26 protein-coding genes are annotated in these 23,307 nt (G+C 60.1%); 6 read left to right on the top strand and 20 right to left on the bottom strand.

Annotated features, from left to right (window positions below):
* Positions 1–132 precede the first annotated feature (132 nt).
* From GRO01_RS10870 to edd, 7 genes are all read right to left on the bottom strand, one after another.
* Complete coding sequence (locus GRO01_RS10870) at positions 133–870, bottom strand: flagellar hook assembly protein FlgD (protein ID WP_062509706.1); 738 nt, start codon at positions 868–870, stop codon at positions 133–135.
* Positions 871–885: 15 nt separating this feature from the next.
* The gene (locus GRO01_RS10865; RefSeq protein WP_141307010.1) at positions 886–2,328 is read right to left on the bottom strand and encodes a flagellar hook-length control protein FliK; all 1,443 of its coding nucleotides are present in this window, start codon (positions 2,326–2,328) and stop codon (positions 886–888) included.
* Positions 2,329–2,408: 80 nt separating this feature from the next.
* Positions 2,409–2,759: a hypothetical protein gene (locus GRO01_RS10860; protein WP_062509711.1), complete on the bottom strand. Its 351-nt coding sequence runs from the start codon at positions 2,757–2,759 to the stop codon at positions 2,409–2,411.
* The gene (gene purH / locus GRO01_RS10855; RefSeq protein WP_062509713.1) at positions 2,756–4,333 is read right to left on the bottom strand and encodes a bifunctional phosphoribosylaminoimidazolecarboxamide formyltransferase/IMP cyclohydrolase; all 1,578 of its coding nucleotides are present in this window, start codon (positions 4,331–4,333) and stop codon (positions 2,756–2,758) included. The genes GRO01_RS10860 and purH overlap by 4 nt, the downstream gene beginning before the upstream one ends.
* Positions 4,330–4,893: a metal-dependent hydrolase gene (locus GRO01_RS10850; RefSeq protein WP_083541375.1), complete on the bottom strand. Its 564-nt coding sequence runs from the start codon at positions 4,891–4,893 to the stop codon at positions 4,330–4,332. The genes purH and GRO01_RS10850 overlap by 4 nt, the downstream gene beginning before the upstream one ends.
* Before the next feature lie 123 nt (positions 4,894–5,016).
* Positions 5,017–5,640 (bottom strand): bifunctional 4-hydroxy-2-oxoglutarate aldolase/2-dehydro-3-deoxy-phosphogluconate aldolase, encoded by a 624-nt coding sequence (eda, locus tag GRO01_RS10845; RefSeq protein WP_062509715.1) that lies wholly within the window; start codon positions 5,638–5,640, stop codon positions 5,017–5,019.
* Positions 5,641–5,652: 12 nt separating this feature from the next.
* Complete coding sequence (gene edd, locus GRO01_RS10840; RefSeq protein WP_062509717.1) at positions 5,653–7,500, bottom strand: phosphogluconate dehydratase; 1,848 nt, start codon at positions 7,498–7,500, stop codon at positions 5,653–5,655.
* A 412-nt stretch (positions 7,501–7,912) separates the two neighbouring features.
* Here edd and GRO01_RS10835 point away from each other — a divergent pair, with 412 nt between their 5' ends.
* Positions 7,913–8,602 (top strand): YfdX family protein, encoded by a 690-nt coding sequence (locus GRO01_RS10835; RefSeq protein ID WP_062509719.1) that lies wholly within the window; start codon positions 7,913–7,915, stop codon positions 8,600–8,602.
* A gap of 84 nt (positions 8,603–8,686) precedes the next feature.
* Here GRO01_RS10835 and GRO01_RS10830 read toward each other — a convergent pair whose 3' ends face one another.
* From GRO01_RS10830 to aroQ, 4 genes are read right to left on the bottom strand one after another with little or no spacing between them, the layout of a single operon-like run.
* The gene (locus GRO01_RS10830; RefSeq protein WP_062509721.1) at positions 8,687–9,256 is read right to left on the bottom strand and encodes an NIPSNAP family protein; all 570 of its coding nucleotides are present in this window, start codon (positions 9,254–9,256) and stop codon (positions 8,687–8,689) included.
* A gap of 14 nt (positions 9,257–9,270) precedes the next feature.
* Positions 9,271–10,623, bottom strand: a complete 1,353-nt coding sequence (gene accC / locus GRO01_RS10825) for an acetyl-CoA carboxylase biotin carboxylase subunit (RefSeq protein WP_141307008.1) — start codon at positions 10,621–10,623, stop codon at positions 9,271–9,273.
* Positions 10,623–11,078 (bottom strand): acetyl-CoA carboxylase biotin carboxyl carrier protein, encoded by a 456-nt coding sequence (locus tag GRO01_RS10820; RefSeq protein WP_062509725.1) that lies wholly within the window; start codon positions 11,076–11,078, stop codon positions 10,623–10,625. Before GRO01_RS10820 ends, accC begins: the two co-directional genes overlap by 1 nt.
* Positions 11,075–11,524, bottom strand: coding sequence for a type II 3-dehydroquinate dehydratase (gene aroQ, locus GRO01_RS10815; protein WP_041112562.1), 450 nt, complete (start codon positions 11,522–11,524; stop codon positions 11,075–11,077). The genes GRO01_RS10820 and aroQ overlap by 4 nt, the downstream gene beginning before the upstream one ends.
* A 210-nt stretch (positions 11,525–11,734) precedes the next feature.
* On the opposite strand from aroQ, the gene GRO01_RS10810 reads away from it, so the two are divergent.
* Positions 11,735–12,301: a septal ring lytic transglycosylase RlpA family protein gene (locus GRO01_RS10810; protein WP_062509860.1), complete on the top strand. Its 567-nt coding sequence runs from the start codon at positions 11,735–11,737 to the stop codon at positions 12,299–12,301.
* Between the two features lie 24 nt (positions 12,302–12,325).
* Here the strand turns inward: GRO01_RS10810 and GRO01_RS10805 are convergent, their stop codons facing one another.
* Entirely contained in the window at positions 12,326–13,372 is a 1,047-nt protein-coding gene (locus GRO01_RS10805) for a YihY/virulence factor BrkB family protein (RefSeq protein WP_062509726.1), read from the bottom strand.
* A 411-nt stretch (positions 13,373–13,783) separates the two neighbouring features.
* On the opposite strand from GRO01_RS10805, the gene GRO01_RS10800 reads away from it, so the two are divergent.
* Both GRO01_RS10800 and GRO01_RS10795 read left to right on the top strand, forming a co-directional pair.
* Positions 13,784–14,923 carry a type III PLP-dependent enzyme gene (locus tag GRO01_RS10800; protein ID WP_062509728.1) on the top strand — a complete coding sequence of 380 codons (1,140 nt, stop codon included), beginning with the start codon at positions 13,784–13,786 and terminating at the stop codon, positions 14,921–14,923.
* 145 nt (positions 14,924–15,068) lie between these two features.
* On the top strand, positions 15,069–15,275 hold the full coding sequence (locus tag GRO01_RS10795; RefSeq protein ID WP_041112564.1) for a TOBE domain-containing protein: 207 nt from the start codon (positions 15,069–15,071) through the stop codon (positions 15,273–15,275).
* 31 nt (positions 15,276–15,306) lie between these two features.
* Here the strand turns inward: GRO01_RS10795 and GRO01_RS10790 are convergent, their stop codons facing one another.
* The 7 genes from GRO01_RS10790 to GRO01_RS10760 form a co-directional block, all read right to left on the bottom strand.
* A complete protein-coding gene (locus GRO01_RS10790; protein ID WP_062509729.1) occupies positions 15,307–15,522 on the bottom strand; it encodes a hypothetical protein in 216 nt (71 codons plus the stop codon).
* Positions 15,522–16,097 carry a hypothetical protein gene (locus GRO01_RS10785; RefSeq protein WP_174787437.1) on the bottom strand — a complete coding sequence of 192 codons (576 nt, stop codon included), beginning with the start codon at positions 16,095–16,097 and terminating at the stop codon, positions 15,522–15,524. Before GRO01_RS10785 ends, GRO01_RS10790 begins: the two co-directional genes overlap by 1 nt.
* A gap of 112 nt (positions 16,098–16,209) precedes the next feature.
* Positions 16,210–16,716 carry a molybdenum cofactor biosynthesis protein MoaE gene (locus GRO01_RS10780; RefSeq protein ID WP_062509734.1) on the bottom strand — a complete coding sequence of 169 codons (507 nt, stop codon included), beginning with the start codon at positions 16,714–16,716 and terminating at the stop codon, positions 16,210–16,212.
* A complete protein-coding gene (locus GRO01_RS10775; RefSeq protein ID WP_062509736.1) occupies positions 16,713–17,552 on the bottom strand; it encodes an NTP transferase domain-containing protein in 840 nt (279 codons plus the stop codon). Before GRO01_RS10775 ends, GRO01_RS10780 begins: the two co-directional genes overlap by 4 nt.
* Positions 17,549–18,031 carry a cyclic pyranopterin monophosphate synthase MoaC gene (moaC, locus tag GRO01_RS10770; protein ID WP_062447451.1) on the bottom strand — a complete coding sequence of 161 codons (483 nt, stop codon included), beginning with the start codon at positions 18,029–18,031 and terminating at the stop codon, positions 17,549–17,551. Before moaC ends, GRO01_RS10775 begins: the two co-directional genes overlap by 4 nt.
* A gap of 45 nt (positions 18,032–18,076) precedes the next feature.
* Positions 18,077–19,111, bottom strand: a complete 1,035-nt coding sequence (gene moaA, locus GRO01_RS10765) for a GTP 3',8-cyclase MoaA (RefSeq protein WP_083541376.1) — start codon at positions 19,109–19,111, stop codon at positions 18,077–18,079.
* A complete protein-coding gene (locus GRO01_RS10760; protein WP_062509738.1) occupies positions 19,101–20,297 on the bottom strand; it encodes a molybdopterin molybdotransferase MoeA in 1,197 nt (398 codons plus the stop codon). Before GRO01_RS10760 ends, moaA begins: the two co-directional genes overlap by 11 nt.
* A gap of 169 nt (positions 20,298–20,466) precedes the next feature.
* On the opposite strand from GRO01_RS10760, the gene GRO01_RS10755 reads away from it, so the two are divergent.
* The gene (locus tag GRO01_RS10755) at positions 20,467–21,438 is read left to right on the top strand and encodes an XdhC family protein (RefSeq protein ID WP_062509740.1); all 972 of its coding nucleotides are present in this window, start codon (positions 20,467–20,469) and stop codon (positions 21,436–21,438) included.
* A complete protein-coding gene (locus GRO01_RS10750) occupies positions 21,435–22,031 on the top strand; it encodes a nucleotidyltransferase family protein (RefSeq protein WP_231490317.1) in 597 nt (198 codons plus the stop codon). Before GRO01_RS10755 ends, GRO01_RS10750 begins: the two co-directional genes overlap by 4 nt.
* A gap of 36 nt (positions 22,032–22,067) precedes the next feature.
* Here the strand turns inward: GRO01_RS10750 and GRO01_RS10745 are convergent, their stop codons facing one another.
* Positions 22,068–23,147 carry a branched-chain amino acid aminotransferase gene (locus tag GRO01_RS10745; RefSeq protein WP_062509867.1) on the bottom strand — a complete coding sequence of 360 codons (1,080 nt, stop codon included), beginning with the start codon at positions 23,145–23,147 and terminating at the stop codon, positions 22,068–22,070.
* Between the last annotated feature and the right edge of the window lie 160 nt (positions 23,148–23,307).

Raw genomic sequence — 23,307 nt, 5'->3', positions numbered from 1 at the left:
GACTTGCCTCAGGAAAGCCTCCCTGCCCTGGCCACATGCTCGCTTACCCCTAAAAACCGTACTTTCGATAAGGCTCATTGTCGGACAGAAAGGTTAATGCACGGCTAACAAACGCCATCATCCCGCGCATAATCAGGTGCTCGAAAAACCCGTCAGATTGCTCATATCGATCGTGGCGTCACCCATATCAACATTCACACCGGACGCGCTCTTGGAGACGCCAGTGACCTGTCCTGTGATCGTTGTGGGAAGAGCAACACTCGTACCATCAGTCGAAGTACCTTCTACGGCAACAGTATAGGCACCATCACCAAGCTGCGTTCCACTGTTGTTGGTGCCATCCCATTGCCAGGTATTTGTCCCTGCGGACGCATCGACTGTTGCAGATTTTACGACGTTACCGCTGCTGTCTGTGACGGCAATTGCCACGTCTCCCGCCTGCGGTGCCGTGAAGGACATGGAGGCAGATCCGCTCTGCAATGGCAGGCTGGAGCTGCTGGCGGTTGTTGTCTTGCCGATCAGGCTGACGGCCGAAGCCATCTGGTTATCCTGTGTTGCAGAAATCAGGCTGGTCAGGTTGGTGTTGGTTTCCACCTGTTGCTGAACCCCGGCGAACTGGGCAAGTTCTGCAGTGAACGAGTCAGTACTTGTTGGATTGCTGGGATCCTGATGCTGTAGCTGCGTTGTAAGCAGGGTGAGGAACTGGTTGAAGTTTCCACCCAGAGACGACAGGGAACTGCTGGAACTGCCCGAAGACGTCGACGTGCTGGACGAGGCTGCTGCCGCATTTGTGGCCGCATTGCTTTTAGCCGCAGTAATTGCCTGACTCAGAAGAGACGTGCTCGACGTTGTGCCGATGGAAGAGACCATGATTCCGATCCTAAGTTAGACGGTGAGATCAATGACGCCGCGCAGGATGCGGCGTTTATCTGTAGTGCTGGCGTTGGCTGACGACGCATTCTGCGATGTACTTGGCTGATGGCTGCCACCACCCTGCCGGTTGTCACCTGACGACATGTCAAGAAACGATGGTGTTGAAAGACTGATCTGAATATCAGCCGGTGCTGTGCCATGCAGATCAGGCATAGGAGCCGAATTCTGGGCCAGCGACGCGAGCAAGCTCTCACGGTTGTCTCTAAGCGACTGATAGACCTCGGGATTATCGGTATTGATGTGGATCCGGTGTGCCTTCGTCGTGGTTTCACCAATTTCCACATGAACCTTTTCATGGTTCCCGATATTCATTTCAATGTGGGTTGTTGACGTTCCATCATTGGTTTTTTGATAGAGCAAAGGCTGTTGCTCATCGTGCCGGGAAACATGATCTTCTTCGGTTGCTGCATCCGTCGCATTCTCCGCATGAGCGGTAGATGATGCTTCCGGAGAAGGATCAGCAGGAGCGTTCTCGTCAAAGATAATCTCCGTTTGCGCAGGTGACGTGTTCTCTGACGCCGTTAATGGCTCCGGCATTTTTGCGACGTCTGTAACCGAGAGGTTTTCCGTACCAGCCTCACTTACCTTGTCATTCTGTGCAGATGCCTGTTTGGCACTGATATCCGAAAAACTGGGAACACTATCAGCAGGCGGTTCACTGGCTGCCTGTAACTGATCCTGTGCAACAGAAGCTTCCTGCCGCGTAGAAACGATGTTCGGGGTTTCCTGATCAGGCGCGTTTGAAGGCGTTGCAGATCTCTCAGGCGTACTCTCTGACAGCGTTGGTTCTTCTGGACTTATCTGACGCTCGCTTGCCGAGGACTTGCCGGTGTTTTCCGCCCTCAGTGATTGCGGCGCCGATTGCGATATCGTCGTCGGACTGCATGCCTGTGATTGTTTTGCGCTTGGAGCGCTGGCACTCTTTTGAGTCGTATCAGATGATGCAATTGCAGTGCTGGCAGGCTGTTTTTCGGGCGTATTCCGGCGTACGGAAGCAGAATCTACTGCTTCCTGTGCCACAGACTTTGCCGGCTGAACTGCGGATTGTGTTTTAGGAGACTGATTCGCAGAACTGTTATCCGCTGCAGGTGTCTTGGTCGCAGAGGAGTTGTTCGCTGTTGTTTTCTGGGCAACTTCTGCATGAGCACGCGCCTGCTCATGCTCGTAGCTCTTTAAAAAATCCTGAAAGCGCTCATTCGACGCTGACTGCGTCTGGGGTGAGATTTCACCGCGGGTCAACCCAGCCGTTGATACAACTGCGGATGTCGTGACATGTGACAAGAAATGCGCCTCCGGCCCCGCAGAGAATGGGAAATCCGAGCTTTTCTTGGCACAAAAATTGTAAAGAAAGCGTTTAGCTCTTCCGCCAGATAAGGACACAGAAAAACCCGGCAAAAGGTTTTCTGTGCCCTTATCTGGCTGAATAGATTCAGCTATCCGGCCGCATAACGGCCGTGGCAACCGTGCAGACGATCTTAGGGATGGATCGCGTCATAGGCCGGAGAGCCTGCAAACGGCCCTCGGGGGATTGTCGGGGCGCTTGGACAGACAGGAGGATTGGCTTCCAGCGCCAAAGCCTGAACCGTATGGGTTGCCGTCGAAACCAGCCCCCTCACGGCGAGTTTCTGGTTCAGCCGAACGACTGCCAGAAATTCATCCGGAAGAATGACAGTCGTGCCATCGCGCAGCTTCACGCCGGTCGGCGTGATACCGGAAACGATTCCCTGCACCACGGGAAGTGGAGACATATCATAGGTGCAGGGCGCAGCTTGAGCTGCGGAGACGGACAGCGCCAGGGCCAGACTGGCGAAAGCAAGCTTTTTCAATGTCGGAAATGCCTCATGCCGGTGAATACCATGGCGATCCCGGCAGCATCCGCCGCGTCGATCACCTCCTGATCGCGAATGGAACCACCCGGCTGGATCACAGCCACGGCTCCTGCTGCGACAACGCTCTCAAGACCGTCAGCGAAGGGAAAGAATGCGTCAGAAGCGGCAACCGACCCTGTTGTCAGAGGCGCGTTCTCACCGGCTTCCTTTGCGGCATCCTCGCTCTTGCGTGCCGCGATCCGTGCACTGTCCACGCGGGACATCTGTCCGGCGCCAATCCCGACAGTGGCACCATTGCGGACATAGATGACAGCGTTGGATTTCACATGTTTGGCGACACGGAAAGCGAACAGCAGATCCTTCATTTCCTGTGCCGTCGGCGCGCGTTTGGTCACGACCTTGAGGTCGGCTTCCGTCACACGGCCTGCATCGCGGCTCTGCGCCAGAAAGCCACCGGCAACGGAGCGGAATGCCAGCCCCTCGGCTGCCGGGTCCGGCATGCCTTCCGTCAGCAGAAGACGCAGGTTCTTTTTGCGGGAAAGGACCTCGATCGCTTCGGCATCAGCGTCCGGTGCAACGATCACTTCCGTGAAGATCTTGCTGATCCTCTGCGCCGTTGCGCCATTCAGCGTGCGGTTGACCGCCACGATCCCACCAAAGGCTGAAACCGGATCGCAGCGCAGGGCCGCGATCCAGGCCTGTTCCAGACTTGCAGCCGACGCCACGCCACAGGGGTTGGCGTGCTTGACGATCACGACTGTTGGGTCATCGAACTCGGCAACTGCTTCGAACGCCGCATCGGTGTCATTGATGTTGTTATAGCTCAGCGCCTTGCCCTGAAGCTGGCGGGCTGTCGCCACACCCGAACGCTGGCTTCCGTCACGATAGAAAGCCGCCTTCTGATGCGGGTTTTCACCATAGCGCAGCAGATCATCGCGGGTGCCGCTCAGGGTCAGGACGGGAGGCAGGATCTCACCGGCCTGTTTGGCGAACCAGCGTGAAATCATGCTGTCGTAAGCGGCGGTATGAGCATAGGCGGAAGCCGCGTAGTTGCGACGTTCGGCCAGAACCGTTCCCCCCTGCTCCAGCGATGCGATGACCGCGGCATATTGCTGGGGGTCCGTCAGGATCGCCACATGATCGAAATTCTTCGCCGCGGCGCGGATCATGGCCGGACCACCGATGTCGATGTTCTCGATGCAATCCTCGTCCCCGGCGCCCGATGCCACTGTTGCGGCGAACGGATAGAGGTTCACACAGACCAGATCGATCGGCGCAATATTGTGCTCGGCCATCTGCGCGACATGGGCGGGAAGATCGCGACGCCCCAGGATGCCGCCATGGACCTGCGGAACGAGGGTCTTGACCCGGCCATCCAGAATTTCCGGAAAACCGGTATGCTCGGAGACATCCTTGACTGTCAGACCCGCTTCACGAAGAGCCTTTGCGGACCCTCCCGTCGAAAGCAGTTCCGCACCGTGGGCGGCGAGCGCACGCCCCAGTTCGATCAGTCCCGTCTTGTCAGAAACGGAGAGGAGGGCGCGACGGACGGGGAGTCGGGTCTCAGTCATGATGAGAATGAAATATCCTTCAAAACATGTCCGCGCAACCGCGAGTGATGCGCAGCGGGAGGAACATGACCCGGAAGGGGGCCATTTCCGGAAAATCCTGCCCAGCCCAGCAGGCAGAGGATGGGCACAAGAAGCATGATTTCCCCGATCCCGCCAGTCCGGACATAGGGCCAGAGCGAGAGTCGCGAACGGCTGAGGGGAGCCAGCAACTGGCAGCCGCCTGTCGGGAGGTCAACGGCAATATGAGTCGCGGCGCCCAGCAGGAGCGCACCCCAGGGGCCATGCAGGCTTTCAGGCCCCATCAGGCCATTGATGATGGCGGCAGCTACCAGCAGCATTACCCCGGAATGGGTCAGACCGCGATGGCCAAAGGCCTTTGCCAGAAAACGGGAGAGAAACTTGAGCCGGCTGCCGAGCATGGAGCGCTCGGTATCGAGATCTGGCAGCAGGCTACCCAGCAGACCTGTGCAGATGGAAAACGGTTCGGGCGACAGTACATGCCAGCGCATGGCGCACAGCACGGCAAAGCCGCCGATCAGCAGATGGGAACGTCCAGTCACGCGCCCTTATGATCCGGTTCAGCACGTCTCGCAAACCATTTGTTCACAAAACGTTCACGGATGCCGCAACATTATGCAGGCATCCGTGTGATGCTTTTCCGGATCAGGCCACAGACAGCCCGCTCAGACCTTCAGCAGGGCTGCCGCCGTCGCGCGCTGACGGACCTTGTCCGCATCAAACGTTCCCGCCGTAACCCACGACCCACCGACGCAGGCGACAGATGGAAGGGCGAGCCAGTCCGGTGCGCTCTCCTCCGTAATGCCGCCCGTGGAGCAGAAACGGACATTGCTGCCGAAAACACTTGCGAGGCTCTTGAGTGCCGGAATGCCGCCATTCGTCACGGCCGGGAAGAACTTGAAGCGTGACAGGCCCAGATCAAGACCGCGCATGATGTCACCTGCATTGGCCACACCCGGCAGGAACGGAACGTCATGCTCGACGGAGGCCTTCGCCAGCGCCTCGGTCAGACCCGGACTGACGATAAAGCGGGCACCGGCCTTCACGGCGCGGTCCATGTCAGACGGATTCAGAACCGTACCGGCACCGACAAGCGCACCCGGCACTTTCGACATCTCCTGAATGACTTCCAGGGCACAGGGTGTGCGCAGCGTGACTTCCAGCGTGGACAGGCCACCGGCGACCAGTGCTTCAGCCATCGGACGGGCCAGCGCCACGTCATTGACCACCAGCACCGGCATGACCGGACAGCGGCTCATGACGGCATCGAGTTTGGCAGTGTCGATCATCAGAACTCTTCCTTAGTGAATGTCGTCGCCAACGGCTTCGATCACGCGATCCATCTGGGCTAGCATCGCGGATCCGCCAGCTTCGGCCGGATCATGCACCGAACGCATCAGCGCGAACAGTTCGCGGCCCGTTCCCAATGCCGGGAGTGGCGGGGCAACCGGCTTGCGGCTCTCCCACTCGGCGGCATCTACCAGAACCTCGATCTGTCCCGTCACGGCGCAGACGCGGATCATGTCACCATCCCGCACGCGGGCGATCGGTCCGCCAACCTGCGCCTCGGGGCCAACATGAATGGCGGCCGGCACCTTGCCGCTCGCACCGGACATGCGTCCATCCGTGAGCAGAGCCACCTTGAAGCCGCGATCCTGAAGCACACCCAGCGTCGGGGTCAGCTTGTGCAGTTCCGGCATCCCGTTGGCTTCCGGCCCCTGAAAACGCACGACCACGACAACATCGCGCTCCAGCTCACCGTTCTGATAGGCCGTGATGACGTCATGCTGGTCCTGGAAGACCCGCGCAGGCGCTTCCACTGTCAGATGCTCGACCGCAATAGCGCTGCTCTTGTAGATCGCGCGGCCCAGATTGCCCGTCATCAGGCGCATGCCACCATCCGGACGGAAAGGCGTAGCAACATCGCGCAGAATATCGGTGTCCGTGGATGGCTTTGCATGGCTGTAGACGAGCTCATCACCTTCAAGCGAGGCCCGGCGGGCGTAATCGGAGAAACCGCCACGCGAAACCGTCAGGATGTCCTTGTGCAGCATCCCGGCGCGCGTCAATTCGGCGATCACGGTCGGCATGCCACCCACGCGGTTGAACGCGTTCACGTCTTCGGAACCGCTCGGATAAACACGGGTGATCAGCGGAACCGCAGAGGACAAGCGGCTGATGTCTTCCCAGTCGATCAGGATACCGGCGGCACGGGCAATGGCCGGAAGATGGATTGAATGGTTGGTTGAACCACCTGTTGCCAGAAGGCCCACTGCCGCGTTCACGATGGCCTTTTCGTCCACGCAATGGGCCAGCGGGCGCACATCTTCGCCGTTCAGGCCGATTTCCACCAGACGATGGATGCCCGAGCGCGTCATGGCCTGACGCAGCTTCGTGTTGGGATTGATGAAGGCCGAGTCCGGCATCATCAGGCCCATGATCTCGACCATCATCTGGTTCGTATTGGCCGTGCCATAGAACGTGCAGGTACCCGGGCTGTGATAGGAGGCGTTTTCCGCTTCCATCAGTTCGTCCTGACCGACCTTGCCCTGCACATAGAGCTGGCGGATACGCTGCTTTTCCTTGTTCGGCAGACCAGACGGCATCGGGCCTGCCGGGATCAGCATGGCCGGGAGATGGCCGAAGCGCAGCGCGCCCATCAGAAGGCCCGGCACGATCTTGTCGCAGATACCCAGCAGCGCCACGCCTTCGAACATGCCGTGGCTCAGCCCGACTGCCGTGGACATGGCAATTACATCACGGGAGAACAGGGAAAGCTCCATGCCCTCCTGACCCTGCGTCACACCGTCACACATGGCCGGCGCACCACCCGCGACCTGAGCCGTCGCACCGACTTCACGGGCGAACAGCTTGATCTGCTCGGGATAGCGGCCATAGGGCTGATGCGCCGAAAGCATGTCGTTATACGTCGTGATGACGCCGATATTGGTCCCGGTGGGACGCATCAGATCCGGCTTGTCGGGGCTTGACGCTGCAATGGCATGAGCCAGATTACCGCAGGCCAGCTTGGGCCGGAGCACACCCTTGGCGCGGTTGCGCTCCATCAGGGCGAGATACCGGCGACGGGAGACTTTCGAACGCTCGATGATACGGGCAGTCACGCTCTCGACGACGGGATTCAGAGACATCTGGAAATACTCGCTACTCGGCTGATGCCTGCAATGCGTTCAGGAAAGGCCGACTTTCCGGCGCAAGGCACGGTATCGTGATTGAGGCACCGTTCATACGGAATGCCCTTCCGCAGGGCAAGCCACCCGGCAAGCGAAAACCCTGATATCTCCATTTTTGTTTCGCAATCTCACAAGATCCGGTTTCTAAGTTCCAAAAATCACATTTTAGACGCAACAATGAGAATTGATTCTGTTAATAACCGTTTTCTGAACCCTGCTTACTCCCTGAAAGAGCTGAAACGCATCCTTCAGGGTGACTGACAAAACAAGTCAGTTGACCGGACAGTCACTAAATGATCGGTAATTTGCCCGATTTGATTCCATGAAATATCCATGAGAGTCAGAACCGAATATTCACGGAGTCAATATCATGAAATTCATTCCTGCCATGGCTGCGATTTCAGCCCTTCTCTGCGCAACACCTCTGGCCGGTGCCGCTTCACTTCATTCGCATTGGGAGCAGTTCAAGGCACACCGGGCTTTTCACCATCTTTCTGCTGATGGACAGCGCGCCTTTCAGGACATCATGAGCGCCCGCGACATCCTTCAGACGGGAGGCAAGACTGAAGCTGCCATCCCAGCGCTGTATGACGCCCAGAAGCGTCTCGCCGCTGCTGAAAAGGCCGATAAGAAGTTTCAGGCCGCTGAAAGCGATCTTCACCCTGCTCCGCAGCATCCCGTTGCGGCAAACCATCAGCCTGTCATGGGCCAGACTGACTGGCTCCCGGTTGGCGGTGAGTTCATCGTGAATGAAACCCTCGCACCCGAAAAGAAGACGGCTGTGGCCTCGGCCAATGCGCAGATGAAATCCGGCAATACGGATCAGGCCGCCGAGACGATGAAGGTCGTTGGAGAAGATGCCGACTTCATCCTGGCTCTTGCGCCCATCACGCCGGTTCAGGGTGCGGTCTATCGTGCGACTGTGTTCACAGAAGGCCATCATCCGCAGGACGCCGTTGATGCGCTGAACCAGGCTCTGGATTCAGTCATCTTTGTTTCCGAGAACGCAGTTGAATCACAAGCCCCGGCCACCGCGGCTCCGGCTGCTGCCACGAAGTAATCTTCAAGGCCCTGCCCTCAGACAAAAAAAAGCGCTGCAGGTCAGACCTGCAGCGCTTTTTTTGTGCCTGTTTCTTAGGATATCTCAGCTCCAGGCGGAGCCCTGTGCCGGAAGCAGAATCGCATTTTCCATGGCGACCAGACCACCACCGATCTTCGGCGGCCACATACCGCTGGCCACAGCCTGCGCACGGATATCGAGACGGGCATTCATATCCGCATAGGGCCAGATATGGGCCAGACGCGGCGTGCCCTCGATCGAGATCATTCCGCACAGCAACGGCGACAGTCCAAGCCGTCCCGGTACAGCGGCAGCAAAAGCGTCTTCCACGTTCCCGGCCTGTCCGAGCTTCAGTTCATAGCAGCGCCATTCATAGATGCTGCCATGTTCCCCGGCTGGCAGCAGAGGCGAAATAATACGCCAGCCTGTCACGTCAACTGTCTGAACAGCGTCTTCCGGTATCGCCGTAAGCAGATCCGGGCGACCATCCAGAAGTGCTGCATAGGTCTCGGCCGTCCGGAACAGGATAACCCGGTTCAGGACACCGATTTCGCTCGTCCAGACAGCAACACCCTCACGCCCCGAGAGCGCAGAAACCACTTTCGGCACCTGTCCGATGCGGACATCGAGAATAATGGTTTCTGCATAACTCATGGACTGACTCCGGGTTATTTCCCTGCCTGCTGGGCAGCGACAAAGTTCTCCAGCCAGTGGATCGTATAATCCCCCTTCTGGAAAGACGGGTCCGCCAGAATCTTCTGATGCAGCGGAATGACCGTCTTCACACCGTCAACCACGCATTCGTCCAAGGCACGCTGCATACGGGCGATGGCCTCGGCGCGGGTCGGAGCGTGGACGATCAGCTTGGCGATCATGCTATCGTAATAAGGCGGGATGCGATAGCCAACGTAAATGGCGCTGTCCATGCGGACACCCAGCCCACCTGGAGCATGGAACACCTTGATCGTGCCGGGGCTCGGCATGAAGGTTTCCGGATCTTCGGCGTTGATACGGCACTCGATCGCATGGCCGGACATCTTGACGTCAGCCTGCGTGTAACCAAGCGGCTCACCGGATGCGATGCGGATCTGCTCGCGCACGAGATCCACGTTGCAGACCATCTCCGTCACCGGATGCTCGACCTGAAGACGCGTGTTCATCTCGATGAAGCAGAACTGGCCGTCCTGATACAAGAACTCGAGCGTCCCCGCGTTGCGGTAGCCCATCCGCGACAGGGCCTCGGTCGCGGTGCGGCCGATTTCCTCACGCTCGGCATCCGTCAAAGCGGGAGAACCGGCCTCTTCCAGAAGCTTCTGGTGACGGCGCTGGAGCGAACAGTCACGCTCACCGAAATGTACGACATTGCCATGCGCATCACCGAGGACCTGAAGCTCGATATGACGCGGGCGGTTCATGTACTTTTCGAGATAGACCTCGTCATTGCCGAAGGCTGCACGGGCTTCCGCACGAGCCACCGACCAGGCTTCCTCGATATCGTCAGCGGTCTGCGCCACCTTCATCCCGCGTCCACCGCCACCGGCGGCCGCCTTGATCAGGACCGGATAACCGACCTTCTCGGCCACTTCGCGGGCGGCCTGCAGATCCGGCAGGGCGCCGTCAGAACCTGGAACCAGCGGCACACCGAGCGCACGCATGGTCGTCTTGGCCGTGATCTTGTCGCCCATCGTGCGGATGTGCTCCGCCGTCGGGCCGATGAATGCCAGACCATGTTCTTCCACGGTCTCGGCGAATTCGGCATTTTCCGACAGGAAGCCGTAGCCCGGATGAATGGCGTCAGCGCCCGTGATCGTCGCGGCCGAGAGAATGGCAGCCACGTTCAGATAGGAGTCGCGTGCGCTTGGCGGACCGATGCAGACGGCTTCATCGGCAAGACGCACATGCATTGCATCGGCGTCAGCCGTCGAATGCACGGCAACGGTTTTGATGCCCATCTCGCGGCAGGCGCGCTGGATACGCAGCGCGATCTCACCCCGGTTGGCAATGAGGACCTTGGAAATCATTACTCGATGATCGCCAGAGCTTCGCCGAACTCGACCGGCTGACCGGACTCGACCAGGAACTTTGTCAGCGTACCGGCGCGCGGCGCCTTGATCTGGTTGAAGGTCTTCATGGCTTCGATGAGCATGATCGTCTGACCGGCAGCAACCGGCTGGCCTTCAACAGCGAACGGCGGAGAAGCCGGATCCGGCGTCAGGTAGGCCACGCCAACCATTGGACTCGGAACCATACCCGGATGCTTTGCCGGATCAACCGGAGCAGCGACAGGAGCCGGTGCTGCAGGAGCTGCCGGAGCTGCGGCAGCAGGTGCCGGGGCAGCAGCCTGGACCACGCTCACATTGCGGGCCACGCGGATCCGGCTGTCAGCTTCGGAAATCTCGATTTCGGTCAGGCCGGTTTCCGTCAGAATATCGGCCAATGCCCGAATGGCATCCTTGTCCACGAGCATACGGCTCATCCTTCGTCTTCGATCATGTCGGTTATTGCCTGAAGCGCGTGCGCATATCCCCTGACGCCGAGGCCACAGATCACGCCGATGGCGGCCTGCGAGACGTAAGTGTGATGACGGAACGGCTCCCTGCGATGGATATTGGAAATATGAACCTCGACCACGGGCAGCTCGACCGCCAGAAGCGCATCGAGCAGGGCAATCGAGGTATGTCCGTAAGCGGCAGGATTGATCACGATTCCGTCTGCACGGCCGCGACATTCCTGCACCCAGGACACAAGCTCACCCTCTCCGTTCGTCTGGCGGAAATCAATGGCGACATCAAGCCGTTCGGCAGCCTGAATACACACCTGCTCAACGTCGTCGAGCGTGGCGTGACCATAGATTCCGGGCTGGCGAAGACCCAGCATATTGAGATTCGGACCGTTGAGAACGGTGATCAGAGGGCGTTTCATCTGGCCGCGCGATAGCACTTTCGGAGCTGTCATGAAAGCGTCATTGCCCTATTGCTGCCGTCTTCAGGGCGTCCAAAAGGGGACAGGGCCGCATTTTTGTGTTATCCGGCAGGAACTGAGCCCGTCCCGTTCACTGGAGAAGAACCTGATATAGTGCGCCTTGATCTGTCTGTCCTTCGCAAACCCTTCCGTTTCATTCCACTGCGCAGCATGACGTTTGCCGTTGCTCTCGCAGGGCTTGCCGGTCATCACACCGCTCATGCGAGTGACGATTCCGCAACCGATGGAACGCCAAAGACAAGCTGGGCAGAGTCCGTTCGGACCGCACTGGCAAACCGCGCACATCAGGCAGCCCATGCCTGGTCCCAGCATGGCGTCGCCAGCTGGTATGGACGGCACTTCCACGGACGGCGCACGGCAAGCGGGACGGTTTTCAACACGAACGACCTGACGGCGGCGCACCCTTCCCTGCCGATCGGTACCAAGCTTCTTGTAACGTCGCAGGATACGGGCCGTTCAGTCGTGGTAACAGTGAATGACCGTGGCCCGTTCAACAGCCGCATCATCGATCTGTCCCATGCTGCCGCTGCGAAGATCGGAATGCTGGGCGCGGGCACGGCTCATGTCACGATTGCGAAAATGACCGAGATGGCGCCGTCCATGCAGTCCACCACCGAGCCTGAAGTGGCGGAAGCCGATCCGTCAGACACCAGTGCACAGGCCATTCAGGCCGCGGGCAGCACGGGCTCCCAGCGGACCCCGCATCATCACCGCTGATATCCGGGTAAGGCCTGAAGTCTTTCAGGCCGCTCCAGCCTGCGGGGGCACAGCCTGACTCTGACCGGCTCGGGCCTCAAGGGTGGCGTTCAGTTCCGCCCCGAACAGTACGACATACGCGCTCACGAAAAACCACATCATGATGGCTGCGACCGCACCGAGAGGTCCGTAGGTTGCGCCGTAACTCGCAAAATGCGCGACATACCACGAAAAGCCGAGCGAGGTTGCGACCCACAGGAGCGTCGCCAGTGCTGACCCCGGGAAAATCCAGCGCCACTGCGTATGCACACGGCAGGGCGCAAAACGGTAGAGCAGCGTTACGGCAATAAAGACAAAAAGCAGCATCAGGATCGGCGCGAGCGTGTGCACGACCATGGGCGCGCCATAGGAAAGCAGCAGATCGATCGGGAATGGCGGATCGCTCAGGAAGCTGACATGACGCGGCAGATAATCCACGAGAGCTGGCGCTGCCACCATCAGGGCAAGTGTGAGCGCTGCCCCCACAACAGCCATCAACGTGGTTGAGAGCGCAATCGCCTGAAATTTCAGAAAACTGCGGGTTTCCTGCGCATTATAGGCCATATTGAGCGCCGACAGGACGGACTTCGTACTCGCGGAGGCCGACCACAGAGCCACCGACAGTGAGAAAATCAGCCCGATCGTCAGCGATGAATGCGGCTGAGAAATCAACTCATGAATCCGGTCCCCGATCAGTTCATAGGCCGAGGGCGGCAAAAGATGACGGAGCACTTCGAGCTGCGGCTCGACCGTCTGAAGGTCAAAGGCCAGACCGTACAGGGAGATCAGGCTGGAAATGGCGGGAAAGAGCGAGAGCGTGGCGTAAAACGCGCATCCTGCTGCAGACAGGGATGTCTGGCTGGAGCCCACCTCGGCAAAGAGATGCTTGGCGACAACCCGCCAGGCCGCATGATGCAGCCGGTCCGGAGACGCTGTAGCCGCCGGATCATTCGGTTGCGTCGCAGCGCCGGGCTTCTCAGGCTCCGAAGATCCGGCTTGATCCGGCACGGCATGGGAACCGGAAATGGTCGCAGACTCGGATGTTAAACTCACGCAGGGTGTCCTCGGCAGTTTCCTGTTGGGGGCAGCGGTCGATCTCGTTTCCCCTGATCCCGATGGCTGGTGAAGACCATTCCGGATCAGAACGATACGAGCCAGTACCTACGCGAAAGAGGCCTTCCGCGTTCCGAATTCGCCCTGATTCAGCCCCTCAATATTGGCAAAAGCGTCACAATGCAAAATTATCGGTTGCATGATGCGGGGTTTGGTCCCATATGCCCCCCTCACGCAGCAACGCACGTGCCACTGGCCCACTCGAGGTTACGCAACGACGTCAAGCGTTCTGGCCTTCAGGAATCCACCCGTTACGGATTCCCGCTATTCGCCGGTCCGTTCGACCGTTTCGCAACACACTCGCAGGGCGATATCGTTCCCTGACGAGTCCGGTTCTGGGAATTGAGTGTCATGACTCCCAAAATCACCCGTTTCCTTGCCGAGCAGCAGCCGGCAACCCCTTGCCTCGTCGTCGATCTCGACGTCGTGGAGACGCATTACCGTGCCCTGCACGATGCGCTCCCGGAAGCGAAAATCTATTACGCCATCAAGGCCAATCCGGCCCCGGCCATTCTCGACCGGCTTGTCGGTCTGGACTCTTCGTTTGATGCCGCATCCCTTGCGGAAATCCGGATGTGCCTTGATGCGGGCGCAACGCCGGACCGGATCTCCTACGGCAACACGCTGAAGAAGGCCGAATGGATCCGCGAGGCGCATGATCTGGGCATCGACCTCTTCGTGTTCGACAGCATTGAAGAGCTGGAAAAGCTCGGCAAAAACGCTCCCGGCGCACGCGTTTTCTGCCGTCTCGCGGTCGAGAACGAAGGCGCGGACTGGCCCCTGTCGCGTAAGTTCGGCACTACGCTGAACCATGCCCGCAACCTGATGCTGCACGCCCGCGACCTTGGACTGAAGCCTTATGGCCTGTCCTTCCATGTCGGCAGCCAGCAGACGGGTGTTGCCGCCTACGATCATGCGATCGCCAAGGCAGCGGGGCTGTATCATGATCTGCGTGCGCAGGGCGTGGACCTCCAGATGCTCAATCTGGGTGGCGGCTTCCCGACGCATTACCGCGAAAACGTGCCCTCTGTTCAGGACTTCGCCGACACGATCCATGCGTCGCTGAAAACGCATTTCCCGGACGGCGCGCCCGAAATCCTGCTGGAGCCCGGCCGCTACATGGTCGGACAGTCCGGTGTGGTATCAAGCGAGGTTATTCTCGTCAGCCGTCGCGGTGGTGCCGCAGGTGATCCGCGCTGGGTCTATCTCGATATCGGGCGCTTCGGTGGTCTGGCCGAGACCGAAGGCGAAGCCATCCGCTACACCTTCCGCACATCCCGTGACTCAGAGGATGCTGTACGCTCCCCCTGCGTTGTGGCTGGGCCAAGCTGTGACGGCGTGGACATCATGTATGAGAAGAACCGCATTCCACTGCCGGATTCTCTTGAATGTGGTGACCGTATCGAGATTCTGGCCACAGGCGCCTATGTCTCGACCTACTGCTCCGTCGGCTTCAATGGCTTCCCGCCCCTGACCGAGCACTACATCTGAAAATTGCCGCTCCGGACCTCTCAGGGGCCGGGGGCACTTTCCGCGCCTGCATCACTGGACGCGGGCGGACGGCCTTCCGATATGAAGCGGACAGACATTCCTGTCTGCCATTCCTGTCTGCCATTCCCGTTGGAAGGTTTTTTTCATGAAGCTTAGTGCACGCAACCAGCTCAAGGGCCGGATCACGAACATCCTCAAGGGTGCAACGACGTCTCATATTACGATCGACGTCAACGGCACGGTCATTACCAGCGCCATTACCAATGAAGCCGTGGCTGATTTGGGGCTTGAGGTCGGCAAGGAAGCCTATGCCGTGATCAAGGCCTCCAGCGTCATGGTCGGCGTGGACTGACCTTTTACTAAAAGCGCCTTTCCGGGAGACGTTATCCCTGAAACGGCGCTTCCAGTCCGGACTGATAGCCTAGGGCTGACAGAAGATCGTCGGCGGAGATTTCGAGATTCAGGCAGGCCAGCCAGCAGAATCCGACCACTCCAACAGCCAGCAGCAACAGACAGACCGTCATGTGTTCCAGCTCCTCAAGCCCTCTGGGGCGCGCAGCTGCGCGAACCCGGTTGGGGCGTGTGCCCAGCGACATCATCAGTGCACCATCCGGTTTGCGTCATGCAGCGGACCGCTATCCTGCGGCCACAGAACCCGCATCCGCGATGGACTGACCGATCGCCAGCGGTTGATTGAGGACAATGCACCGCCACCGGAAATCGTGGTCTCATCCTGAAGCAGCTTTTTCGGCAGCCAGTGTCCCGCTCCGGCCAGACAGTCGGCCAGTAACGTCAGGGCCATTGCAAGGCAGCCCTGCACGAAGCGGTCCGGAAACACCTCCGCCAGAAGCACAAAGACTTCCCGCTGCCCCTCATTCTGGGCGGCTATGATCCCGCGCAGAAACCGTTCTTCCAGCGCCGTCAGGGACTGCATGCCCGGCGCATTTACGGCAAGTAGCGGCAGATCTGCCGCCTTCAGATGATAGGTCGCATCCGCAAAGGCGCCTTCCGCCGCATCAAGAGCCGGGCGGAAACAGGCGGGAAACAGGCCGTCGGTCGTCTTGGTCTCGGGGCAGCTTGGCAAGCGGTAATGGCTGATGAGGCAGCGGATGCTCCACAGCGCGAGCCGTTCACAGCAGCAGAGATCGGACAGGGAAAGCGACAGCCGTGTCATGGGGAAACTCCGAATCAGCAGAACCAGAGTCACCCTAATTGAGAATGATTTTCAATTACAACTTAAAAACGCTTCGCAGAGCATAAAGATACTGCCCTGCGGAAACGCTCAGTCAGTGATGATGATGGCCGCAGCTTCCATGATCGTGGCCGTGGTCATGGTCATGCGCTCCGGCCTCCGAGGCACGCGGCGCAGTCTGGCAGTGATGGCAAGCCACCCATTCGGCATCTCCGTCCAGATAGTGCTCTTTCTTCCAGACGGGCACGCGATGCTTGATCTCGTCGATGATGTAGCGACAGGCCCGGAACGCCGCATCCCGGTGTGGTGCCGAAACCCCGATCCAGACGGCAACATCCCCGACCTTTAGGCTTCCCGTGCGGTGCATCGCTACGGCCTGGCTGATCTCGAAACGCTCCAGAGCTTCGGCCACGATCCGCTCGCCTTCGAGCTGGGCCAGCGCCTCATAGGACTCATATTCCAGACCATCCACCGGACGGCCCTCGTTCCTGTTGCGGACCCAGCCTTCAAACGTGCAGAACCCGCCAGCCTCGGCCAGATGCAGATCCTCACGCAGCGCGTTCAGATCCACGGGCGCGGACGCCATACGAAAGCGGCTCATCCGCCCGTCACCGGCGGAATGAACACGATATGGTCCCCGTCCTTCAAAGTCTGTGTCCAAGGCGCGAAATCGCCGTTGATCGCCACGCGAAGCTTCGAAGCTTCGAACGGAAAAGCGTATTTCTCACGCAATTCCTCGTAAAGCGGCCCCACGGTCGCGAATGAGGTCTCGAGCGACTGCTCCCGCGTTCCAGCCAGCTCCCGCAGCTGTGCAAAATATTCCAGTGTCAGGCGAATCATCGGCCCTCCCGGCAGATCCTTCAGGCGCCGGGCCGCATCTTCGCGCTCCTCCGGCGTGTTGATGTTATCGAGCGCACCACGGCTATGCGGCTCCAGCAGCTTCGTCGGGCTGTTGATCAGCAGCTTGCGCGGGCAGATGCGTCCACCCGCAACCTGTTTTTCCAGTCGATCCAGCGCTTCCGGCTCCCAGATGGCGCAGAGCGGTTCGGGCAGGCCGTCATGCTCGCTGCGATAGGACACGGCGACATGCTCTCCATCCCTTGCAGCGATCAGGGTGTCGAGCGTGCCGCGATCCAGCATCGGCAGGTCGCAGGCCAGAACCAGCCAGGCCACATCCGGATAAGCCCGATGCGCCGACAGCAGACCCGCCGCCGGTCCATCAACGTCCACCGTATCGACGATCTGCGGAAAGCTGGACCGCAGTGGATCAGATGCCTGATCCGGCTTCACCGAAACAAAACACCGCTCCACAACAGGCGTCAGAACCTCGAACGCCGCCTGAAGCTGCGGTTTGCCGTGATAGTCGAGCGCGGCCTTGTCCGTTCCCATGCGTTTGCTGGCACCGCCCGCAAGGATCAGGCCGTAAAGTGGTGTCATGATTCAATCCGCTGGAAGTCGCGCTTGCCGCCGGCCTTGCCCATCAGCCGGACCTCGCGGATGACCATGTCATGGGACATGGCCTTGCACATGTCGTAAATCGTGAGCGCGGCCACGGAGGCCCCGGTCAGCGCTTCCATTTCCACGCCCGTGCGCCCTTTGCACGAGACACGGCAGTCGATTACCGCCTCATCACCTTCGATCGTGATGTCCACCCGACACCCACTGAGCGAGAGCGGATGACACAACGGGATCAGCTGCGACGTCGATTTTACGCCCATCACGCCTGCAATCTGCGCCACGGTCAGCACCGCACCCTTGGCTGTCATGAACCCGGCATCCGACAGGGTCCGCGCCATCTCGGACGGGAAAACCAGACGCGCCTGGGCATGAGCACTGCGTTCCGTCACATCCTTGCCGCTGATATCGACCATGCGCGGATCCTCGCCGCGCTCGTTGACATGGGTGAGCGTCTTCATCGTCTTCGATCTCCCGGTCTGGTTACCGAATTCTGGCCACCGATTCTAGCCGCCGATATAGTTCATCTCGATGCGGCGTCGTGCAGGCGCATCCGAAGAGGCGGCCCGTTCCTCACTATACCTGTCCGTCCGGCGGCGCCACACCCCGGCCAGAAGGTCACGCAGCGCTGCGTCATCCGCATCGCTGCGCAGAAGCGTGCGTAAATCCGTCCCTTTCGAGGCGAAGAGACAGGTGTAAAGCTGCCCTTCCGACGACAGACGCGCCCGCGAACAGTCTCCGCAGAATGGCGCCGTGACGGAAGAAATGAAGCCCACTTCCCCCGCCCCGTCGCAATAGCGGTACCGCTGTGCCACTTCCCCACGATAATGCGCATCCACGGGCTCAAGCGGCCAGCGGACGTCAATGCGCTCGCGCAGTTCACGCGACGGCACCACTTCGGCGCGCTCCCAGTGATTGCGCGTCCCAACATCCATATATTCGATGAAGCGCAGCACGACACCGCTATGACGGAAGCGTTCGGCCAGAGCCTCGACACCCGCATCGTTCAGCCCGCGCTGGACGACGGTATTCAGTTTGACGCCGCCTGAAAATCCGGCCTGCGCGGCACTGTCGATCGCCTCCAGAACCGGTTCAAGCTGCGCCCGGCCGCCACTCATCCGCGCAAAGACGGCTGGATCCAGACTGTCGAGGCTGACCGTCACGCGGTTCAGCCCGGCCTCTTTCAGATCCCGGACATGCCGCTCCAGCAGGACGCCATTGGTGGTCAGCGCAATATCTTCCACGCCTTCAATGGACGCCAGACGCGCCACGAGTTCCGGGAGTTTCGGGCGCAGCAGCGGCTCCCCACCCGTCAGGCGCAGCTTGCGGACACCAAGCGAGACCGCCACGCGCGCCACACGCTCGATCTCGTCAAAGCTCAGACGCTCTTTCGGCTCCAGAAAGCGGAAATGCTCGTGATAGGTCGCTTCCGGCATGCAGTAGGGACAGCGGAAATTGCAGCGGTCCATGACAGAAATCCGCAGATCATGCAGCGGACGGCTGAAGCGATCGGTCAGAGCAGGCGTCGGGTTACCAGCCATGAAACATCGCAGCTGTTCCGCGCGGCGCCACACCGTCGCCACGCGGCAGTTCCACAAATCCGTCCGTGGACGCCAGGAAGCTGAAATCGCCAGAGGTCGGCATGGGGCACGGCGTCGCCAGCGCCTGTCCGGTAGCGTCATGGCGGACTTTGACCGGCAGGAAACGGGTGAGCGTCGGGATCAGATCGGCATCTGCATCGAGCATCACCGTGTAAGGCTCGGGACGGCACAGCCCCTGCCCGGCCAGAAGCATGGGCATGACATACCGCACGCCACAGGTCGTGGCAGATACCGGATTGCCGGGCAGACCAAACACACGCTGCCCTTCAGGGCCAACACCAAACCACAGCGGCTTGCCCGGACGCTGTGCCACCTTGTGGAAGACACGCTCCACCCCGATTTTCGACAGCGCCTTGGGAACATGATCGAACGCCCCCATCGACACACCGCCGCTCAGGATCAGGACATCATGGCGCGAGAGCTGCTCGCGCAGGGCCACGATCGTCTCCGCGAGATCATCGGGTACAACGGATCGCTCGATGCAGTTGAACCCACGCGACAGCAGCGCACCCGTCAGGGCGTATTCGTTGGAGCGCCGGATTTCCCAGTCCCGCACGGGCGCGCTGACATCCACCAGTTCGTCCCCGGTCGCCACGATCCCGATGGAGGGAATGCGGGAGACCGTGACATGCACGTGACCATTGCCTGCCAGAACCGCAAGCGCGGGACCATCCAGACGACATCCAGGGGCCAGAAGCTCCGTGCCCGCCGCACAGTCGGAACTCCGGCGATGAATGAACTGCCCCTTGCGCGGCTCATATCCGTCTTCAAAGCGGATCAGCCGGCCTTCACGCACAAGACGTTCGACCGGAACAACCGTATCTGCCCCTTCAGGCAATACCGCCCCTGTCATGACTTCAAGACAGACATGCCCTTCCGGGAGTGGCTGTCCCGGTGCCCCGGCACGCTGGATTCCGTGCGACACCAGCGTGGAGCCGCTTCCGTGGCGGAAGGCAATTCCGTCCATCATCACGCGGTCATAGGGGGGCTGGGCGCGTTCGGCGCGGATCGTCTGCTGGAGGATGCGCCCGGCCGCCATTGTCAGATCAACCGTCTCGGTCCCGAAGCTGCCGGCATAATCCAGCACCAGCTCCATGGCCCGTGTAACGCTCAGGAGTTCACTCATTTCCGCTCCGGTCGCTGCCGTGTCTGTTCCGCTGGCTGAAATGCCGACGCTGCATACCCTGCCGATATAGACCTCACGGCCCCCGGATCAACAGTCTACGGGCGAAAGGGTATGTCATAATCGTCTTTGGCGTTACCCTTATGCCACCAAAGAGCATCAGGGACCCTCCATGACGGCCGCGGCACAGTTCTCTCCCCTTCCCCAGTGGCCGGCTTACGGCCTGACGGACGACCTGTTTCCCACACTGGAACGCTGGTCTGCCGAGGGGAAACGCGCGGCTCTGGCAACCCTGGTCAGCATCACGGGGTCCTCACCCCGCCCGCTCGGCAGCGAAATGGCGATCTGTGAGGATGGCGAGGTCCAGGGCTATGTGTCCGGCGGCTGTGTGGAAGCAGCCGTACGCGCGGAGGCACTGGACTGCCTGAAAGACGGTCTGCCGCGTATGCTGGACTATGGCGCTGGCAGTCCCGTTCTGGACATCCAGCTGACCTGCGGCGGCCGGATCAGGATTTTCGTGCGCGCCCTGCCTGACCTTGCCGCCCATGTCGCCACCCTCAAGGCGGCGCGGGCAAACCGCCGTCCCATCACGCTTCTGACCAATCTCGACACCGGGGCCATGCAGTTCTGTGCGGAAGCACGTGCCACTGGTCTGGAAGACAGGACATTCGCCCGCCAGTACCTCCCTCCCCTGCGGCTGGTCCTGTCCGGCGGGGACCCGATCACCCTTGCAATCCTGAGCCTGTCCGGCCTCATGGGACTCGAAACTATCCTGCTCCGACCCTACGGCCCGCCCGAGCCCCCGCCCGGCCTGTCACCCGCGCGCTATATCCGCGGCAGTCTGGAGGCCGCCCTTCCCACGCTCGCGCTTGATCGCTGGACGGCCGTCTACAGCCTGACCCATGACGCCCGTTCTGACCTGACGCTCACTGCGCATGCCCTGAAATCCGAAGCGTTCTGCGTCAGTATTCTCGGAAGCCGGCGCAAGATTCCGGGCCGTCTTGAAGCGCTGAGAACAGCGGGGGTTCCGGAAGACGCATTCAGCCGCCTGCATCTGCCCGCAGGACTGGAGATCGGCGCGCGGACCCCGATGGAAATCGCGCTTTCCATTCTGACCCAGATGATTGCGACACGTCCCCGATGATGCCTTATTCCGCCCTTCTGCTCGCGGCTGGAGGCAGTACGCGCCTCGGACGCCCCAAACAGCTTCTGAACATCGGCGGGGTTCCTCTGGTCCGCCATATGGCGGAGCTTCTGCTGGCAACACAGCCCACACGCCTTGTCGTTGTAACCGGCGGCGCGGAAACGGGCGTACGTGAAGCGCTTGCGGGCCTCGACAGTGTCACGGTTCGGAACGAAGACTGGCAGACGGGTCTCGCATCTTCGCTCAGATGCGGCCACCGGGTGCTTGCACACGACAACGCTCCGCTCCTGATCGCCGGAACGGACCAGCCCCGCCTGACAGAGAAGCATCTCCGCGCACTTCTGGAGCACGGAGCGGCCGGGAAAGATGTGGTGACGGCTTATGGTCCGGAAAGCCGCGGCATTCCGGTTCTGCTGAGCCCGGCCACACAGCAGCGCATTGACGCTTTGCACGGCGACACAGGTTTGCGTCAGCTCTGGAAAAACGCTGAGATCGCGCCGGTTCTGGTTGATGCGCCGGAACTTGCTTTTGACATCGACACACCGGCCCAGCTTAAGGCCGCGATCCGCGCCGGATGGATTGATCCGGACTGAAAAAGCCGGGTTCCTGACGAACCCGGCCTGTCATTTTTAGGAAATGCGGTGGATCCAGCCATGGACGTCGTTTGTCCGGCCGCCCTGCACATCCGTCAGAGACTTCTTGAGCTGCTGCGAAACCGGTCCCGGCGTCTTGCCGTCACCAAACACGGCCTCGCCCGTCGGGCGCACGAATTTGCCGATCGGTGACAGGACCGCTGCCGTACCGCAGGCGAAGGCTTCCGTGTACTTGCCCGAAGCGGCACCGGCGAACAGTTCGTCGATATCGACCGGCTCTTCAACCACTTCGATCCCCTGATCTGCAGCGAGCTGGATCAGGCTGTTGCGGGTAATGCCGCGCAGAATGGTGCCACCCAGCGGCGGGGTGACGATCTTGCCGTCCTTGCGGACGAACATCACGTTCATGCCGCCCATTTCCTCAACGAAGCGACGCTCACGCGCATCAAGGAAGAGAACCTGGTCGCAGCCCTTGTCCTTGGCTTCCGCCTGGGCAATCAGGCTTCCAGCATAGTTGCCACCGCACTTGGCCTCACCCGTGCCGCCGATGGCAGCGCGCGTGTAATGCTCGGACACCCAGACGGATACGCAGCCCGAGCTGAAATAGGCGCCCACAGGACATGCGATGACGATGAACAGATATTCCGTCGCCGGCTTCACGCCGAGGAACACCTCATTGGAAATCATGAAAGGACGCAGATAGAGGCTCTGCCCGTCGCCGGACGGCACCCAGTCCTGATCCACACGCACCAGTTCGTCCACGGCCTGAACGAACAGATCTTCCGGCAGTTCGGCCATGCCCATGCGACGGGCGGACGCGGCAAAGCGCGACGCATTGGCTTCAGGGCGGAAGGTGGCGACATGGCCATCCTTCTCACGGTAGGCCTTCATGCCCTCGAAGATCTCCTGCCCGTAATGCAGGACCGTTGAGGCGGGGTCGATGCTCAGCGGACGGCGCGGCGTAATTTTTGCATCGTGCCAGCCCTTGTCAGCAGAGTAGCTGATGATGGCCATGTGATCGGTGAAAACGCGGCCAAAGGCCGGATTGGCCAGCAGTTCCGTCCGCTTCACGGGATCGGTGGGAGTATCGGTCTTTTCAATGATGAAGGTCGTCATAAGGAAAGCATCTTCCAAAGATTCTGGTCTTAAAAACAGCGGACGCACTCTGCCATACATGCCTGGCGCTGGCGATATGGAAAGGTTATTTCTTTTATAATTATTTTTTGGACCGAAAAATGCGCAACAAGGTCATTTCACAGTTTTTTATTTCTGAAAG

Source organism: Gluconobacter roseus NBRC 3990 (assembly GCF_006538885.1).
GTDB lineage: Bacteria > Pseudomonadota > Alphaproteobacteria > Acetobacterales > Acetobacteraceae > Gluconobacter > Gluconobacter roseus.
Note: the sequence above shows the minus strand (reverse complement) of the source record. Positions and strands in the feature narration are given on the sequence as shown.

Coding starts and splice junctions, on each gene's coding strand:
- GRO01_RS10870 (WP_062509706.1), bottom strand. CDS start 870: ATGGTCTCTTCCATCGGCACAACGTCGAGCACGTCTCTTCTGAGTCAG.
- purH (WP_062509713.1), bottom strand. CDS start 4,333: ATGACTGAGACCCGACTCCCCGTCCGTCGCGCCCTCCTCTCCGTTTCT.
- eda (WP_062509715.1), bottom strand. CDS start 5,640: ATGATCGACACTGCCAAACTCGATGCCGTCATGAGCCGCTGTCCGGTC.
- edd (WP_062509717.1), bottom strand. CDS start 7,500: ATGTCTCTGAATCCCGTCGTCGAGAGCGTGACTGCCCGTATCATCGAG.
- GRO01_RS10835 (WP_062509719.1), top strand. CDS start 7,913: ATGAAATTCATTCCTGCCATGGCTGCGATTTCAGCCCTTCTCTGCGCA.
- GRO01_RS10830 (WP_062509721.1), bottom strand. CDS start 9,256: ATGAGTTATGCAGAAACCATTATTCTCGATGTCCGCATCGGACAGGTG.
- accC (WP_141307008.1), bottom strand. CDS start 10,623: ATGATTTCCAAGGTCCTCATTGCCAACCGGGGTGAGATCGCGCTGCGT.
- GRO01_RS10820 (WP_062509725.1), bottom strand. CDS start 11,078: ATGAGCCGTATGCTCGTGGACAAGGATGCCATTCGGGCATTGGCCGAT.
- aroQ (WP_041112562.1), bottom strand. CDS start 11,524: ATGAAACGCCCTCTGATCACCGTTCTCAACGGTCCGAATCTCAATATG.
- GRO01_RS10810 (WP_062509860.1), top strand. CDS start 11,735: ATGACGTTTGCCGTTGCTCTCGCAGGGCTTGCCGGTCATCACACCGCT.
- GRO01_RS10800 (WP_062509728.1), top strand. CDS start 13,784: ATGACTCCCAAAATCACCCGTTTCCTTGCCGAGCAGCAGCCGGCAACC.
- GRO01_RS10795 (WP_041112564.1), top strand. CDS start 15,069: ATGAAGCTTAGTGCACGCAACCAGCTCAAGGGCCGGATCACGAACATC.
- GRO01_RS10790 (WP_062509729.1), bottom strand. CDS start 15,522: ATGATGTCGCTGGGCACACGCCCCAACCGGGTTCGCGCAGCTGCGCGC.
- GRO01_RS10785 (WP_174787437.1), bottom strand. CDS start 16,097: ATGACACGGCTGTCGCTTTCCCTGTCCGATCTCTGCTGCTGTGAACGG.
- GRO01_RS10780 (WP_062509734.1), bottom strand. CDS start 16,716: ATGAGCCGCTTTCGTATGGCGTCCGCGCCCGTGGATCTGAACGCGCTG.
- GRO01_RS10775 (WP_062509736.1), bottom strand. CDS start 17,552: ATGACACCACTTTACGGCCTGATCCTTGCGGGCGGTGCCAGCAAACGC.
- moaC (WP_062447451.1), bottom strand. CDS start 18,031: ATGAAGACGCTCACCCATGTCAACGAGCGCGGCGAGGATCCGCGCATG.
- moaA (WP_083541376.1), bottom strand. CDS start 19,111: ATGGCTGGTAACCCGACGCCTGCTCTGACCGATCGCTTCAGCCGTCCG.
- GRO01_RS10760 (WP_062509738.1), bottom strand. CDS start 20,297: ATGAGTGAACTCCTGAGCGTTACACGGGCCATGGAGCTGGTGCTGGAT.
- GRO01_RS10755 (WP_062509740.1), top strand. CDS start 20,467: ATGACGGCCGCGGCACAGTTCTCTCCCCTTCCCCAGTGGCCGGCTTAC.
- GRO01_RS10750 (WP_231490317.1), top strand. CDS start 21,435: ATGATGCCTTATTCCGCCCTTCTGCTCGCGGCTGGAGGCAGTACGCGC.
- GRO01_RS10745 (WP_062509867.1), bottom strand. CDS start 23,147: ATGACGACCTTCATCATTGAAAAGACCGATACTCCCACCGATCCCGTG.